The sequence below is a fragment of the Streptomyces sp. SCPE 10 genome, assembly GCF_051980735.1.
GTDB classification, from domain to species: domain Bacteria; phylum Actinomycetota; class Actinomycetes; order Streptomycetales; family Streptomycetaceae; genus Streptomyces; species Streptomyces misionensis.
The window spans coordinates 774,423-790,197 of record NZ_CP197069.1 but is presented as its reverse complement, the minus strand read 5'-3'; the positions used below and the strand labels follow the sequence as shown (position 1 = coordinate 790,197).

The 15,775-nt window shown below is 73.5% G+C and carries 16 protein-coding genes; 7 read left to right on the top strand and 9 right to left on the bottom strand.

The annotated features are described in order from the left end of the window. Positions 1–96: 96 nt before the first annotated feature. Together ACSP97_RS03755 and ACSP97_RS03750 are read left to right on the top strand one after the other, a co-directional pair. On the top strand, positions 97–1,080 hold the full coding sequence (locus tag ACSP97_RS03755; protein ID WP_355148756.1) for an aldo/keto reductase: 984 nt from the start codon (positions 97–99) through the stop codon (positions 1,078–1,080). A gap of 52 nt (positions 1,081–1,132) precedes the next feature. Further along, positions 1,133–1,630, top strand: coding sequence for a DUF6328 family protein (locus tag ACSP97_RS03750; RefSeq protein WP_355326824.1), 498 nt, complete (start codon positions 1,133–1,135; stop codon positions 1,628–1,630). 88 nt (positions 1,631–1,718) lie between these two features. On the opposite strand, the gene ACSP97_RS03745 is transcribed toward ACSP97_RS03750, so the two are convergent. The 5 genes from ACSP97_RS03745 to ACSP97_RS03725 form a co-directional block, all read right to left on the bottom strand. Then, positions 1,719–2,144, bottom strand: a complete 426-nt coding sequence (locus ACSP97_RS03745; protein WP_355148752.1) for an SsgA family sporulation/cell division regulator — start codon at positions 2,142–2,144, stop codon at positions 1,719–1,721. An 81-nt stretch (positions 2,145–2,225) separates the two neighbouring features. Beyond that, positions 2,226–3,197, bottom strand: coding sequence for an LLM class F420-dependent oxidoreductase (locus ACSP97_RS03740; RefSeq protein WP_440556299.1), 972 nt, complete (start codon positions 3,195–3,197; stop codon positions 2,226–2,228). A 57-nt stretch (positions 3,198–3,254) separates the two neighbouring features. Continuing rightward, the gene (locus ACSP97_RS03735; protein WP_440556298.1) at positions 3,255–4,217 is read right to left on the bottom strand and encodes a threonine/serine dehydratase; all 963 of its coding nucleotides are present in this window, start codon (positions 4,215–4,217) and stop codon (positions 3,255–3,257) included. A gap of 88 nt (positions 4,218–4,305) precedes the next feature. Further along, a complete protein-coding gene (locus ACSP97_RS03730; protein ID WP_355148746.1) occupies positions 4,306–4,983 on the bottom strand; it encodes an AIM24 family protein in 678 nt (225 codons plus the stop codon). Between the two features lie 59 nt (positions 4,984–5,042). Continuing rightward, entirely contained in the window at positions 5,043–6,203 is a 1,161-nt protein-coding gene (locus tag ACSP97_RS03725; protein ID WP_355326816.1) for a serine hydrolase domain-containing protein, read from the bottom strand. Between the two features lie 310 nt (positions 6,204–6,513). Between ACSP97_RS03725 and ACSP97_RS03720 the strand changes: the two genes are divergently transcribed. Further along, positions 6,514–8,304: a M4 family metallopeptidase gene (locus ACSP97_RS03720; protein WP_440556297.1), complete on the top strand. Its 1,791-nt coding sequence runs from the start codon at positions 6,514–6,516 to the stop codon at positions 8,302–8,304. 325 nt (positions 8,305–8,629) lie between these two features. After that, entirely contained in the window at positions 8,630–9,850 is a 1,221-nt protein-coding gene (locus tag ACSP97_RS03715) for an SGNH/GDSL hydrolase family protein (protein ID WP_440556296.1), read from the top strand. Between the two features lie 26 nt (positions 9,851–9,876). Here the strand turns inward: ACSP97_RS03715 and ACSP97_RS03710 are convergent, their stop codons facing one another. After that, positions 9,877–10,227, bottom strand: coding sequence for a UBP-type zinc finger domain-containing protein (locus ACSP97_RS03710; protein ID WP_388290193.1), 351 nt, complete (start codon positions 10,225–10,227; stop codon positions 9,877–9,879). 237 nt (positions 10,228–10,464) lie between these two features. On the opposite strand from ACSP97_RS03710, the gene ACSP97_RS03705 reads away from it, so the two are divergent. Then, positions 10,465–11,331, top strand: coding sequence for a universal stress protein (locus ACSP97_RS03705; RefSeq protein WP_355527303.1), 867 nt, complete (start codon positions 10,465–10,467; stop codon positions 11,329–11,331). A gap of 17 nt (positions 11,332–11,348) precedes the next feature. Here the strand turns inward: ACSP97_RS03705 and ACSP97_RS03700 are convergent, their stop codons facing one another. Together ACSP97_RS03700 and ACSP97_RS03695 are read right to left on the bottom strand one after the other, a co-directional pair. After that, on the bottom strand, positions 11,349–12,116 hold the full coding sequence (locus tag ACSP97_RS03700) for an MBL fold metallo-hydrolase (protein WP_355148734.1): 768 nt from the start codon (positions 12,114–12,116) through the stop codon (positions 11,349–11,351). Between the two features lie 87 nt (positions 12,117–12,203). Next, positions 12,204–12,833, bottom strand: coding sequence for an alpha-ketoglutarate-dependent dioxygenase AlkB (locus ACSP97_RS03695; RefSeq protein WP_358272847.1), 630 nt, complete (start codon positions 12,831–12,833; stop codon positions 12,204–12,206). A 144-nt stretch (positions 12,834–12,977) separates the two neighbouring features. On the opposite strand from ACSP97_RS03695, the gene ACSP97_RS03690 reads away from it, so the two are divergent. Continuing rightward, positions 12,978–13,622 carry a TetR/AcrR family transcriptional regulator gene (locus ACSP97_RS03690; RefSeq protein WP_358272849.1) on the top strand — a complete coding sequence of 215 codons (645 nt, stop codon included), beginning with the start codon at positions 12,978–12,980 and terminating at the stop codon, positions 13,620–13,622. Between the two features lie 17 nt (positions 13,623–13,639). After that, positions 13,640–15,313: an FAD-binding dehydrogenase gene (locus ACSP97_RS03685; RefSeq protein ID WP_440556295.1), complete on the top strand. Its 1,674-nt coding sequence runs from the start codon at positions 13,640–13,642 to the stop codon at positions 15,311–15,313. A gap of 36 nt (positions 15,314–15,349) precedes the next feature. Here the strand turns inward: ACSP97_RS03685 and ACSP97_RS03680 are convergent, their stop codons facing one another. Beyond that, positions 15,350–15,697 carry a DUF488 domain-containing protein gene (locus tag ACSP97_RS03680; protein ID WP_364730424.1) on the bottom strand — a complete coding sequence of 116 codons (348 nt, stop codon included), beginning with the start codon at positions 15,695–15,697 and terminating at the stop codon, positions 15,350–15,352. Positions 15,698–15,775: the final 78 nt, after the last annotated feature.

Genomic DNA, 15,775 nt, shown 5'->3' with positions numbered 1-15,775 from the left:
GCCCCGTGCCGAACCGCCCCCGGCCGCCCGCCGCCCCTGCTCCGGCTCCACCGGGCCCCCGCCGCGAGGCCGGGCACCGGGTGACAGACTGTCGGCATGGACGAACGTGAAATCCGCAGGTCGGGTCAGAAGATGTCGGTGGTCGGTCTCGGCACGTGGCAGCTGGGCGCGGACTGGGGCGACGTGGACGAGAAGGACGCCCTGGCCGTCCTGGAGGCGGCGGCCGAATCCGGGGTCACCTTCTTCGACACCGCCGACGTCTACGGCGACGGGCGCAGCGAGCAGACCATCGCCGCCTTCCTGCGCGGCCGCCCCGATCTGCGTGTGCTGGTGGCCACCAAGATGGGCCGCCGCGTCGAACAGCTCCCCGAGAACTACGTCCTCGACAACTTCCGTGCCTGGAACGACCGTTCGCGCCGCAACCTCGGCGTCGACCGGATCGACCTGGTGCAACTGCACTGCCCGCCCACCGAGGTGTTCACCTCCGACGAGGTGTACGACGCCCTGGACACCCTGGTCGAGGAGGAGCGCATCGCCGCGTACGGCGTGAGCGTGGAGACCTGCGCACAGGCGCTGGCCGCGATCGCCCGGCCGCATGTGGCGAGCGTGCAGATCATCCTCAACCCGTTCCGGATGAAGCCGCTGCACGAGGTGCTGCCCGCCGCCCGCGAGGCCGGCGTCGGCATCATCGCCCGGGTGCCGCTCGCCTCCGGGCTGCTGTCCGGCAAGTACACCAAGGACACCGTCTTCGCGGCGAACGACCACCGCACCTTCAACCGGCACGGCGAGGCCTTCGACCAGGGCGAGACCTTCTCCGGCGTCGACTACGAGACCGGTGTCGAGGCCGCCGCCGAGTTCGCGGCCCTGGCCCCCGAGGGGTACACCCCGGCCCAGCTGGCGCTGCGCTGGATCATCGAGCAGGAGGGCGTCACCACGGTGATCCCCGGCGCCCGCAACCCGGAGCAGGCCCGCGCCAACGCGGCCGCCGCCGCGCTGCCGCCGCTGTCGCCGGACACCCTCGCCGCGATCCGGGACCTGTACGACAAGCGGATCCGGGAGCAGGTCGAGCACCGCTGGTGACGGCCCGGAAGCCCGCCGTTTGAAGAAACGGCCGGCCGGTTACCTGCATCGCATGACCGAGGACGGACGTCGCAGAGGACGCAACGAGACGGAGGAGGAGCGGGCCGACCGGATGTGGGGTGAACTCATCCAGGAGGTCCGGGTCGCCCAGACGGGCGTGCAGATCCTGTTCGGCTTCCTGCTGACGGTCGTCTTCTACCCGAAGTACACCCGGCTGCCCGTCGACGACCAGCGCATCTACATCATCACGGTGATCCTCGGCGCGTGCACCACCGGCGCCCTGATCGGACCGGTCTCCCTGCACCGGCTGGTCTCCGGGCGCCGGGTCAAACCCCGGGCGGTGCGGCTCGCCGCCCGGCTGACCTTCGTCGGCCTGGTCCTGCTGCTCGCCACCATGGCCTCGGCCCTGCTGCTCATCCTCCGGGTGGCCATGCACGACAGCTATGTGCCCTGGCTGGTCACCGGGGTCGTCGCCTGGTACCTGGTGTGCTGGTTCGGCCTCCCGCTGTGGGCCCGCCGCCGGCACACCACCCCCGCGGACGAGGCCTGAACGGCCGCCACGGGCGGGATCCTCGGCCGGGTCGATCGCGTCGGCCCGGCCGAGGACCTCGCCCCACAGCGCGGAACACCCCGGCCGCTCAGCCGGTGGCGAGGATGTCCGCCAACAGCTCGTCCACCGGGGCCTGTTCACAGCCGGGCGGCACGACCGCGTGGGTCTCGCGCAGGAACCCGGCGACGGCCGGTGCCCACGCGTAGACCACCGCGCGCTGCCGGCCGCCGTCGGGACGGATGTCGCCGAGGAACTCCATGCGCAGCTCGTGCCCCGGCCCGGTGCCGGCCGGACGCAGCCGTACGTCGCCGATGCCGACCGGCCCGGACAGCCCCGCGGCCAGCATCTCCCGGTCCAGGCGCCAGTGGGCCAGCACCCGGCCGTCGTGGGCGAAGACGGCCGTGACGGCGAACGGGTCGGCGGCGTCGTAGCCGAGATGGACGAACACCGGGCACCGGCCGGTGCCCGGTGTGTGGAGCTGCACCACCAGGGACGTGTGCACGGACGTGTTCACGCGAGGACCTCCGCGACGATCGGCGTGGATCTTCCGGGTACCCCGGTTCCGGCGGAAGTTGTCACGCGTGGTGGGCGGGCGTCAGCCGAACGCCTCGCGCAGCGCGGGCAGCAGGGTCTTCGCCGACCAGTCCAGGAACTCCGGCTGGGTCTCCCCGCCGATCTGCACCAGGGCGATCTCGTCGAACCCCGCCTCGGCGTACGGGCGTACGGCCGCCACGAAGTCCTCCGGGTCGTCGCCGCACGGGATGGAGGAGGACACGTCGTCGGGGGTGACGAACTGCGTCGCGGCCGCGAAGGAGTCCGGGTGCGGCAGTTCGGAGTTCACCTTCCAGCCCAGCCCGAACCAGCGGAACTGGCTGTGCGCGCGCTCGACGGCCGCGTCCCGGTCGGTGCCGTAGCTCACCGGCAGCTGGCCGACCCGGGGTTTGCCCTCGCCGCCGTGCCGGTCGAAGGCCTCCAGCAGGTTCGCCTTCGGCTCGGTCGCGATCACCAGGTCGGCGAGGTGTCCGGCGAGCCGGCAGGACTGCTCCCCGGAGACCGCGACGCCGATCGGCGGCGGCTGGTCCGGCAGGTCCCACAGCCGGGCCGACTCCACGTCGAAGTGCTCCCCGTGGTAGGTGACGTGATCGCCCCGGAACAGCGCCTGGATGATCTCCAGCGCCTCCTCCAGCATCTCGTGCCGCACGTCCACCGGGGGCCAGCCGCCGCCCACCACATGCTCGTTGAGGTTCTCGCCGGAGCCGAGCCCGAGCCGGAACCTGCCCTCGGACAGCAGCTGCATGGTGGCCGCCTTCTGTGCCACCACGGCCGGGTGGTAGCGCCGGGTGGGGCAGGTCACGTAGGTCATCAGCGGAATCCGCGAGGTGGCCTGGGCTGCGGCGCCGAGCACGCTCCACGCGTACGGGGAGTGGCCCTGCGAGCGCAGCCACGGAAAGTAGTGGTCCGAGGTCACCGAGAAGTCGAACCCGGCCTCCTCGGCGCGCACCAGGTGGTCCACCAGCTCCCGGGGACCGGCCTGCTCGGTCATCATCGTGTATCCGATTTGCACCATGCGGACCGAGTCCCCGGGCTTGCCGCCGGAAAACGGCCTCGGGCGGACTGGCGGGAGTTATCGCAGGCCGAAGCGGTCCGCCCAGCCGGTCAGCTCGCCGAGCGCGGTGTTGCCGCCGCAGACCACCAGCCCGAGCCGGGCGCCGGGGCCGACCCGGGAGACGACCTCGCGGGCGGCGGGCAGCAGACAGCCCGCGGCGGGCTCCGCCCACACCTTGGCGTGGTCGGCCAGCTCCAGGCAGCCCCGCACGGCCTCCTGGTCCGGCACCACCAGCACCTCCTCGACCAGCTCGCGGACATGGTCGTAGGTCAGCCGGGAGACGGAGGGCGCGCTGAGCGTGGTGACCACCGAGGACAGCGGCACCGGCACCGGACCGCCCGCCTTCAGCGCGGCGGACATCGCCTCGGCGCCCTCGGTCTCCACGCCCCACACCCGGACGCCGGGGCGGCGGGCCCGGAGCGCGGCCGCGACGCCCGCGATCAGGCCGCCCCCGCCGATGCTGACGACGACGTCGGTCGGCTCGTCGGCCGCGTCCTCGGCCAGTTCGAGACCGACCGTGCCCTGCCCGGCGATCACCGTCGGGTCGTCGAACGGGTGGACGAGGGTCAGCCCCTCGTCCCTGAGCCTGGTCACCAGTTCGAAGGCGCTGTCCATGCCGTCGGTCGGCCGCAGCGTCGCCCCGGCCGCCTCGGCGAGCGCGAGGGAGCGGGCGGGCGCGGTGCGGGGCATCACCACCGTCGCCTTCACATCGAGGGCCGCCGCCATCACCGCGAGCGCGATGCCGTGGTTGCCGCCGCTGACCGCGACCACGCCGGCCGCCCGCTCGGCCTCGCCCAGCGACAGCAGCTTCGCCGCGGCCCCGCGGGCCTTGAACGAGCCGGTGCGCTGGAGGAGTTCGAGCTTGGCGGTGACGGGGACGCCGAGCAGCGCGCTGAGCCCGGGGCTCGCCACGGTCGGCGTCCGCACCACGTGCGGGGCGATCAGCCGGGCGGCGGCTTCGATGTCCGAGATGCCGATCAAGGTGCTTCACCCTTCCGGCGCGGGGGTGGGAACCGCGCCGCACGCACCTTGACGCGTGCGGCGATCCCAGGTCAACGGCGCCCGCCCGTCAGTGCTGTTGCGGCTTGTGCTGGGTCAGCTCGCTCGGCCGCACGACGACGAAGCCCTCGCCGCGCAGCATCAGCTGGACGGCCTCCCCGGAGCCGCCCCGCAGCATCGACCCCATCGACTGCGAGCGGTGCAGCGAGGTCTCCAGACGCTCGGTCCAGCCGACCACCGCGTCGGTGTCGACGTACACCGGCTGCTCGGCCGACACCGGGATGACCAGCGGGTTGCCCTCGCACACCAGGCCGAGCCGGCCGTGTCCGGTGAACACGCTGTTGAACAGGCCGCCCGCGGTGATGCCGGTGCCCTTCACCGTCTTGATCTCGTACGACAACGTCGGGTCGAAGCACAGGACGTTGCGGCCGTTCACGGTGAAGCTGTCGCCGGGCTCCAGCTCCAGGACGAAGCAGTTCTGCGCCTCGTGCGCGAGCCAGACCTCGCCCTGCCCGCGCACCGCCATCAGCGGCAGCCCCTCGCCGGTGACGGCGCGCTTGAGCATGCCGCCGACGCCCTGGCCCTTGCGCTCGAAGCGGAGGCTGCCGCGGTGGGCGACCATCGCGCCCTGGCGGGCGTACATCTCACCGTCCACCGTGTACTTGAGGCACTTGGCGTTCTCGACGGACATGCCCGGTTCGGCGGCGGGGCGCACCACGTGCCGGCTGGAGAAAAGATCACCCTTCATGGGGGAATCCTGACCCGGAAGGGGGCATTCCGCCAAGATCGTGATCCGCCCGCCGGGAGTCAGCCCTTCTTCGGCTTGCCGCAGAACGCCGACTCCAGGGTCCCCGCGAGGGTGTCGAGCACCTTGCCGTTGTTCGAGGTGGTGGCGACGGCGGTCATCCGGCGGCCGCCGTCCTTGGTGGCGAACGCGTACGTGTAGTAGCCCTGCACCGTGCCCGTGTGCCCGTAGACCGAGACCCCGCAGGACAGATCGCGCCGGCGCAGCCCGAGCCCGTACGCGGTCGTGGCGTTCACCCGCGTCGTCTTCTCCATCTCGGCGAGCCGTGCCGGGGACAGCAGCCTGCCGCCCAGCAGCGCGCCGTAGAACGTGTCGAGGTCCCGCGCGCTGGAGATGACGGCGCCCGCGCTCTGCGCCCAGGACACCGTCTGGTCGGTGGCGTCCACCAGGGGGTCGCCCGCCTTGTCGGGGGTGAGGTAGCCGTGGGCGTGGGCGCCCGGGATACGGGTGTCGGGGTGGACGTAGAAGGTGTCGGCGAGCTTCAGCGGCTCGAAGACGCGCTTGCGGTACTCGGTGGCCACGGAGTGCCCGGTGAGCTTCTCGATGAGCATGCCCGCGACGACGAAGTTGGTGTTGGAGTAGGAGTAGGCGGCGCCGGGCGCGTTGGTGCGCGGGTGCTTCAGGGACAGCGCGACCAGTTCGCGGTAGGTGAAGACCTTGTTCCGCACCGCCTCGAAGCCGGGGACGCTGTTCGCGAACATGTCGTTGGTGTAGTCGTACAGTCCGCTGCGGTGGCTCAGCAGATGGCGGACGGTGATCCGGTCGTCCGGCAGCAGCCCGGGCAGATACCGGTTGACGGGCGCGTCCAGCGACAGCTTGTGCTCGTCGACGAGTTGCAGCAGCACGACGGCCGAGAAGGTCTTGGTGACGCTGCCGACGCGGAACCGGTCGCCGGCCGCCATGGCCCGCCGGGTGCCGCGGTCGGCGAACCCGTGCGTGGCCGTGTACGTCGTGCCGTGGTCGTCGATCCGGGCGAGCGCGCCGGGCGCGCCCTGGTCCACCGCCGAGCGCAGCACCCGGGCCAGGCCCGCCGGGTCGGGCTTCGGAAGTCCGGCCGCGGCCGGGGACTTCACCTGAGCGGTCGCGGCCTGCGCCGGGACCGCCAGCAGGGCCAGCGTGACCGCACCGAGCACCGCGCCCCTGCCCACCGTGGCTGACACCATCGGGCATCCACTCCCATCCGTACGTCTGTTGATGCGACGTCAGTCACATTCCGGCCTGGGAACCTAGGGGATCGGGGCGGCATCTCCACAGTCGACACACAGCTGGTCAACCAGCGATCACTCTCTGGCCTTTGTTTGCAAAGGATTGCCATAGAAGATCGCGAAATGGATCATTCCAGCTTTACGTGCACATGACTGATCCGTAAGGGTGACCCTCCGGGGCCCGACCAGCCCCCGTGGCGCGCGATCGCGCCATGTCACAGGGCGGTCGACGATCCCGCCGCCCTTCACAGAAGGAACCCTGATCAGATTGCGTAAACCGCACATACGCTCGGTGGCGGTCGCCGTCGCGGTGACGACGGCTGCCACGGGCCTGGCCGGTACGGCCTTCGCGGGACCCACCACCACGGGGGAGGCGCGCTCCGTCGCGTCCGCCACCAACGCCGACACCGCCGTGGTGAGCGCGGCGCGCACCGCGGCCTTCGCGCACGCCACCGCGACCGGGGTCACGCCGGGCGACGAACTGCGGGCCCAGGACGTCATGCTGGACCCGGAGGGCGCCCGGCACGTCCGCTTCGAGCGCACCCACGACGGCATGCCGGTGCTCGGCGGCGACCTCGTGGTCCACCTCGACCACGCGCTTGGCTACACGGGCGTGACCCGCGCCGCCGACCACACCGTCGAGCCGGCCGCCGCCACGCGGGCCAGGCTCACCGCGGGCCAGGCCGCCGCCAAGGCCGCCAAGGCCGCCCAGGGAGAGGCGGGCACCGCCCGGCTCGTCGTGGACGCCCGGGGCGGCGCCTCCGCGCTCGCCTACCAGGTGACCGTGACCGCCCAGGACGGCACCAACACCGTCGTCGTGGACGCCGTCACCGGCAAGGTACGCAGCAACACCCCCGACAGCGACCAGTTCCTGTCGCCCAAGCTGCTCGCCTCCCTGCGCGAGAAGGGCGTGACGCTCGACCCGGCCGTCGGTGCCGCGCGCAGCGCCGCCCTGGCCGGCTCGGGCACCACCACCGGTGCCAGGACGTCGTACCCGTCGGCCGCGAGCGGCACCGGCAAGACGCTCTTCGTCGGCAGCGTCGGCCTCACCACCACGCAGACCTCGCGCGGCCACTACCAGCTCGCCGACCCCACCCGGTACGGCACCGAGGTGCGCGACGCCAAGGGCAGGAGCCCCGAAAGCTTCGGCGCCGGCGCGAAGTTCACCAGCACCGTCAACGTGTGGGGCAACGGCACGACCGCCAACCGTGCCAGCGCCGCCGCCGACGCCCAGTACGGCATCACCAAGACCCTGGACTTCTACAAGAAGACGTTCGGGCGCAAGGGGATCGCCGGCAACGGCAAGGCCGCCCACGGCATGGTCCACTGGGGCAACAAGGTCGCCAACGCGTTCTGGGACCCCACCTGCGACTGCATGCTGTACGGCGACGGCGACGGGCGGACCTTCAGGAAGCCGCTGGTCGTCCTGGACGTCACCGGTCACGAACTGACCCACGGCGTGGTGGACTCCACCGCGAAGCTGGAGCCGACCTACGTCGACCCCGACGGCAACCAGTACGGCGAGCCGGGCGCGCTCAACGAGTCGCTGGCGGACATCTTCGGCTCCGACGTCGAGTTCTTCGCGGCCAACAAGAGCGACACGCCCGACTACCTGATCGGCGAGAAGCTGGGCATCGGGCAGAAGTTCCTGCGCCGCCTGGACCACCCCTCGCTCGACAAGCTCGAAGGCACGATCGACTACTGGACGCCGGACACGTACGGCACCGAGGTGCACGCCGGTTCCGGCGTCTCGTCGCACGCCTACTACCTCCTCGCGGAGGGCAGCGGCAAGAAGACGATCAACGGTGTCGCGTACGACTCGCCGACGTACGACAAGTCCACGGTGAAGGGCATCGGCCGCACCAAGGCCACCGCCATCTTCTACCGGGCGCTCACCCGTTACATGGTCTCCACGACCGACTTCCACGACGCGCGCGTCGCGACGCTGAAGGCGGCCAAGGACCTGTACGGCGCGAGCAGCACCGAGTACAAGACGGTGGACAAGGCGTGGGCCGCGGTCGACGTCACCGCCGCCAACACGCCGGCCGCCAGGCACTGACGGCCCCTCGCACCACCGGATGCCCCGCCCCGCGCGGGGCATCCGCGGGTCCGCCGCCGAACCGCCGAACGCGCGTGACGACGCCCCGGACGGGCCCGGCTCCGGGGCGCGGGTCACGCGCGGCACCCGCATCGCGGCGCCGCTCCCGGGCACCCGCCCCGGCGGCGAGACCGGGACCGTACGGCGAGAGGGACAGCGGATGGGCACCCCCGGCGAGAGCGCCCACCGAGGTGCGCGGCCGGCGTGGCGGCGCGACCATGACGAGCGTGGGACACGCCGACACGTCCCCCGGGGCCCGGCCGGGACCCGGCGGACCGGGCACCCCGTGACCGGCCGGTGCGGGCGCGGCTGCCGCGTCGCCGCCGCCCTGCTGACGGCCGTCGCCTGCCAGGCCGGCCCGGCCCGCGCGGCACCCCACCCGCCCGGCGCCACCGGGCACCCCTCCGGTGTGGTCACCTGGGCGGCGAGCGCCGAGCGGCTGGGCCCGGGTGCGGCGGGCCGGGACTACCGGATGATCGTGCACACCAGCGTGGGCGGCAGCGCGCCCCGCGTCCGCTTCACCAACGCCTTCGGCGACCGCCCGCTGACCCTCGACCACGTCTACGCCGGACCGCGCCTGCGCGGTGCCACCCTGCGCCCCGGCGACAACCGCCCGCTGACCTTCCGCGGCGCCCGCCGGATCACCCTGCCCGTCGGCGCCATGGCCTGGAGCGACCCGCTGCCCGGCCGGCTGCCGGCCGGCACGGACCTCGCCGTCAGCCTGCACACCCCGCACGCCGCCGGGCCGGCCAGCGGCCACCGGATGGCGCTGCGGACGTCGTACACCGGGCAGGGCGCGCACACCGCCGAGCCGGACGCCGCGCACTGGACGGGCACCACCGGCTCATGGTGGTACCTCGACGCCGTCTCCGTACGGCCGGACCGCCCGGCGACCGGCGCCGTGGCCGTGCTCGGCGACTCCCTCACCGACGGCGAGAGGTCCACCCCGGACACCGACCGCCGCTGGCCCGACCACCTCGCCCGGCGCCTGCGCGCGGCCCGCGCCGCCGTCGAGGGCGTGGCCGACGAAGGCATCTCCGGCAACAAGGTGCTCGCGGACGACGCCGGGCCCAGCGCCCTGCACCGACTGGACCGGGACGTGCTGTCGCTGCCGGGGGTGCGCACCGTCTTCCTCTTCGAGGGCGTCAACGACCTCAAGGCCCGCCCCGGCGCCACCGCGGCCGACCTGATCGCCGGGTACCGGCGGATCGTGCGGCGGGCGCACGCCGCCCACCTGTGCGTGGTCGCCGCGACCATCGGCCCGTTCAAGGGCCGGCCGGAATGGAACCCCGGCATCGAGGCCGTACGCCGGGACGTCAACCGGTTCGTCCGCGAAAGCGGGGAGTTCGACGCCGTCGCCGACTTCGACCGGGTGCTGCGCGACCCCCGCGACCCCGAGCGGCTGCGGCCGGACCTCGACGGCGGCGACCGTCTGCACCCCGGCGACCGGGGCATGCGGGCCCTCGCCGACGGCGTCGACCTGGACCGCCTGGAGTGCGGGCGCTGAGCCGGGCGCCCCGCGCGCGCCGGGGCTCACCCCGACCCGCGCGCCCAGTCCTTCGGCACCCGCCCCGCGGGACCCGGCACCGGCTGGTCGGCGGGATGACCGGCGGGCGGGGCGAGTTCGGGCCCCGAGGTGTACAACTCCTCGGTGGTGTAGTCCCAGAACCACTGCTCGCCCGGCTCGAAGCTGCGGATGACCGGGTGCCCGGTGGCCCGGTGGTGCGCGGTGGCGTGCCGGGCGGGGGAGTCGTCGCAGCAGCCGATGTGCCCGCACTGGGCGCAGCGGCGCAGATGGAACCACCAGCCGCCCGCGGCCTCGCACTCCACGCAGCCGGTGCCGCTCGGCGGGACGTTCGGATCGATGCCCTCGGGGGTGCTCATGCGGATTCCTCCGTGTCGGCCGCGGGATGCCGTGGTGAGCGCCGCCGGACCGTCACCGGATGTCCCGGGGCCCGTCGCCGCGCTGCCATCGCACCGGTACGCGCCCATCGTATGGTCGATCGCCCGCCTTCGCCCTGGTTCGTCCGGGCGGGCGCGGGGCCGGGCGCGGGGAGCGCCGCGCGGTGCCCGATAGTGGGCACCGGCAGCACGCACCCCGGGACGACGAGGAGACCAGGCATGACACGGCCGATCACGGCAGGGACCGACGGCACGGAGGAGAGCCGGGCCGCGCTCGACTGGGCGGCCCGGGAGGCCGTGCGCCGGGACCTGCCCCTGCGGGTGCTGCACGCGTGGCACCACGCCGACAGGCTCGCCGGGGCCGACCGGGAGACCCAGCGGGGCTGGGCGGAGCAGGGCGTGGCCGAGACGGTGCGCGCGCTCGCCGAGCGGCACCCGACGCTCACGGTGAGCGTCGACGTGGTCGAGGAGGGCGCCGTGGCGGCGCTGGGCCGCGCGGCCTCGCGGGACGAGATGCTGGTGCTCGGCTCGCGCGGGCACGGACCGGTCGTCGGCTTCCTGCTCGGCTCCGTCGGGCAGCAGGTCATCGCCGAGGCCACCCGGCCCGTGGTGCTGGTGCGCGCCGGGGACCGCCCGGCATCGGAGGCGGCCGGGCGGGAGGTGGTGGTCGGCCAGCACGGCGACCCGGAGGACAGCGCGGCCACGCTGCGCTTCGCCTTCGAGACGGCGGCGGCCCGCGGCGCCACCGTACGGGCCGTGCGGGCGTGGACCCTGCCGCCGGTCTTCGCCTACAGCCCCGGTTCGCTCAGGCTGCTGGACGAGGCCGGCGGTCTCGAACCGTACGAGAAGCAGGCCCTGGCCGACGCGCTGCGGCCCTGGCGCGAGCGGTTCCCCGGGGTCCCGGTGGCCGAGCAGGTGGAGATGGGCAGCGCCGGGCAGGTGCTGCTGTCACTGGCCGGCCGGGCCCAGCTGATGGTCGTCGGCCGGCGGGCCCGGCGCACCGCCGTGGGGGCCCGCATCGGCTCGGTCGCCCACGGCGTGCTGCACCACGCGGACTGCCCGGTGGCGGTGGTCCCGCACCCGTAGGGCCCGGGACCCGGATCTCAGGCCCGGCCCCGGGACCTGCGGGTGGCCCGGTCCCGGGCCTGTTCGGCGGCGGCGCGCACCGCGCCCCGGTGGACCGGGCCGTGGCCGGGCAGCAGGGTGTCGCCGTCGAGCGCCGCGATCACGTCCAGGGAGTCCAGCACCTGGCCGCCGTCGTGGTGGAAGAAGCCGTGCAGCAGCTGCGGTCCCTTGACCCGCGAGGTGGCGTGCCCGCTGACCAGGGCGTCGCCGGAGATCACGATGCCCGCCTCGGGCAGGTGGTAGACACAGTGGCCGTCGGTGTGGCCGGGGGTGTGCACGGGCACCGGGCGGCCCGGCAGGTCCAGCGGGCCCTCGGCGGGGAACGGCTCGGGCGCGGTGACCGGGTTGTGCTCGATGCCGCCGACCTTGATGACGTGCGCCGCCCAGGGCAGCAGGCCCGGCCGCCAGGCGTTGCGGACCACGTCGCCGATGGTGGCCTGGTGCAGGAAGTCCCGGCGGGCGTGCGGGACTTCGGCCGGGTGGAGGTAGACGGGCGTGCCGTGGGTGGTGCGCAGGTACTCGGCCGAGCCCAGATGGTCGTTGTGCGCGTGGGTGATCAGCACCGCGGCGACCGCCTCGGGTGAACCGCCCACCGCCGCGAGGGATTCCAGGACTCCCGGCCGGTCCCCGGGGTAGCCGGTGTCGATCAGTGTGATGGCGTCCCCGTCCTTGAGGATCACCCAGTTGACGTTGTTGCCGTGCACCAGATAGGTGCCGTCGGCGACTTGGTGTACCTGTGCCCGCATGCTGTCTCCGCCCCCGGGGTCGTTGATCGTCGGAAGGACAGCCAACCAGACCGGGTACCACGCGCCGCAAAGGGGTCGGCCGGAGTCTCAGCGCACGCCGTGCGGCCGGAACTGGATGCTGATCCGCGGTCCCGCCGCCCGAGCCGTCTTCGGCACGCAGTGCTCCCAGGTGCGCTGGCAGGAGCCGCCCATCACGATCAGATCGCCGTGCCCGAGCGGCCGCCGCACCGTCGCGCCGCCCCCGCCGGCGGGGCGCAGCAGCAGATCGCGGGGCTCGCCCACGGAGAGGATCGCCACCATGGTGTCCTCGTGCGAGCCCCGGCCGACCCGGTCGCCGTGCCAGGCCACGCTGTCCCGCCCGTCGCGGTAGAAGCACAGCCCGGCGGTGGTGAACGGCTCGCCCAGCTCCTCGGCGTAGTGCCGGGACAGCGCGGCGCGGGCCTCGTCCAGGACGGGGTGGGGGAGGGGGTCCGCCGCACCGTAGAAGGCCAGCAGGCGGGGCACGGCGACCACGTTGTCGTACATCTTGCGGCGCTCGGCGCGCCAGGGCACCTCCGCCGCGAGTTTCTCGAACAGGGTGTCGGCGCCGCCGAGCCAGCCCGGCAGCACGTCGATCCAGGCGCCGGCGCCCAGCACGGTGCGGCGCAGTCCGTCCAGCGGGCCGAGTCCCAGCTCGTCGGTCTGGTCGAACAGGGAGCCCTGGAGGTGCGTGGCCATGGGGCCAGCATACTCCTTAATCGAAAATACGTTCCATTTTGATCACTCGCCGCCCCGCCACGCCCCGCGCGGCCAGCACTTCCCACCCCCTTTCGATACATGGATGTATTGGATACATTCCTGTATCGAAAGCGAGGTGCCACCATGCAGGAGACCGCCGAGCGCGTCCCCCGGCGCCGGGCGCACACCCGTGCCCGGCTGCTCGACGCCGCGTTCCGGGTGTTCGCCGCCAAGGGCTTCGGGCGGGTCTCCATCGAGGAGGTCTGCGAGGCGGCCGGGTACAGCCGCGGCGCCTTCTACTCCAACTTCGCCACCCTGGACGAGCTGTTCTTCGCCCTCTACCAGGAGCGCGCCGACCTCATCGCCGACCAGGTCGCGGGCGCCCTCGCCGAGGACGGCCCCGGCCTCGACGTACCGGCCGCCGTGGACCGCGTCACCGAGGTGCTGCTGCTCGACGTGGACTGGCTGCTGGTGAAGACCGACTTCCTGGTGCACGCCGCGCGCGACCCGGCCGTCGCCGGGGCCCTCCTCGACCACCGGACCCGGCTGCGCGAGGCCGTCGCCGACCGCCTCTTCCGGGCCCGGGGCCACACCGCGCTGCCCGCCGTGCTCGGCGACGTGGCGGGCGCCGCGCACGCCGTGGTCGCCGCGTACGACGGCGTCACCGTCCAGCTGCTGCTGGACAAGGACGTCGATCGCGCCCGGACCTGGCTCAAGCAACTGCTCACCGCCCTGCTCACCGACGGCGGCACCGCGCCGCCCGCCGCCACCCCCTCATCCACGCACTGAGGAAGGAACCCCACGTCATGGACGCGGACGTCATCGTCGTCGGAGCGGGCCTCGCCGGCCTGGTCGCCGCCCACGAACTCACCAGCCGGGGACGCTCGGTGGCCCTGGTCGACCAGGAGAACGCCGCCAACCTGGGCGGCCAGGCGTACTGGTCCTTCGGCGGGCTCTTCCTCGTCGATTCCCCGGAACAGCGCCGCATCGGCATCAAGGACTCCTTCGAACTGGCGTGGAACGACTGGCGCGGCAGCGCGCAGTTCGACCGGATCGAGGACGAGGACTCCTGGGCGGTCCGATGGGCCCGCGCCTACGTGGAGTTCGCGGCCGGCGAGAAGCGGTCCTGGCTCCGGGGCCACGGCATCGAACTGCTGCCCACCGTCGGCTGGGCCGAGCGCGGCGACCTCAGGGCCGACGGACACGGCAACTCCGTGCCCCGCTTCCACATCGCCTGGGGCACCGGCACCGGAGTGGTCGGCCCCTTCGTCGAACACGCCCGGCAGGCCGCCCGCGACGGGCTGCTGACCTTCCACCACCGCCACCAGGTGGACGAACTGGTCATCGAGGACGGCACGGCCCGCGGCGTACGCGGCACCGTCCTCGCCCCCGACGACGCACCGCGCGGCGTCGCCAGCAACCGCGAGCGCGTCGGCGACTTCGAACTCACCGCCCAGGCCGTCGTCGTCACCACCGGCGGGATCGGCGCCGACCACGACATCGTGCGCCGCCACTGGCCCGCCCGCCTCGGCACGCCCCCCGCCGAGATGGTCACCGGCGTGCCCGCCCACGTCGACGGCCGCATGCTCGACATCAGCGCGGCGGCCGGCGTCCGGCTGGTCAACCGGGACCGGATGTGGCACTACACCGAGGGCCTGCGGAACTGGGATCCGGTCTGGCCCGGACACGGCATCCGCATCCTGCCCGGCCCGTCCTCCATCTGGCTGGACGCCCTCGGCCGCCGGCTGCCCGACCCCTGCCTGCCCGGCTACGACACCCTCAACACCCTCAAGTATCTGCGCACCACCGAGGACATCGCGGGCTACGACCACTCCTGGTTCATCCTCACCCGGAAGATCGTCGAGAAGGAGTTCGCCCTCTCCGGCTCCGAGCAGAACCCCGACATCACCGCCAAGGACCGCAAGGCGGTGCTGCGCGACCGGGTCCTCGGCAAGGGGGCACCCGGCCCGGTGCAGGCCTTCCTCGACAAGGGCGCCGACTTCGTCACCGCCGGCTCCCTGGAGCACCTGGTCGAGAAGATGAACGGCCTCACCGGAAAGCCGCTGCTCGACGCCGCCGGGGTGCGCCGCCAGATCGAGGCCCGCGACCTCCAGATGGCCAACCCGTACAGCAAGGACTCCCAGGTCCAGGGCATCCGCAACGCCCGCCGCTACCTCGGCGACCGCCTCGGCCGGGTCGCCGCTCCGCACCGCCTGCTGGACCCGGCCGCGGGCCCGCTGATCGGCGTACGGCTGCACGTGCTCACCCGCAAGACGCTCGGCGGCATCCAGACCGACCTCGACTCGCGGGCCCTCGGTACCGACGGCAGCCCGATCGAGGGGCTGTACGCGGCGGGCGAGGTGGCCGGCTTCGGCGGCGGCGGGGTGCACGGCTACAACTCCCTGGAGGGCACCTTCCTCGGCGGCTGCCTCTTCTCCGGCCGCGCCGCGGGCCGGCACGCCGCCCGCCAGACGGGCTGAGCCCGGCCGTCCGGCGCCTGGCCGGTTCGCGCGGGGTCAGCCGCCGAGCCGCTCCAGCAGGACCTGCGCGTGGCTGCGCTCCGGTGTCCTCGACGCCGTCAGCAGGGTCACACGGCCCTCGCGGACGGACGTGCGCAGGCCGTCGAGGAGCTCGGCGGCCTCGGGGGCGTCCAGTTCCGCCTCGTAGCGGCGGCGGAACTCCTCGTACGAGCCGCCGCCGTGGAACCAGGTGCGCAGCTCGGGCGACGGGGTGAGCCCCTTGGGCCATTCGTCCACGTGCGCCTCCTCCTTGGCCACCCCGCGCGGCCAGAGCCGGTCGACCAGGACCCGCAGGCCGTCGTCGGCATCGGGTTCCTCGTAGATCCGGCGTACCCGCACGCTCATGGCCAGGACCCTCCTTCACACCAGGGGCCGTTCCCGCGAGCGTACTGCGCCGGGCCGGCACGCGCCGTTCGGCGCCAC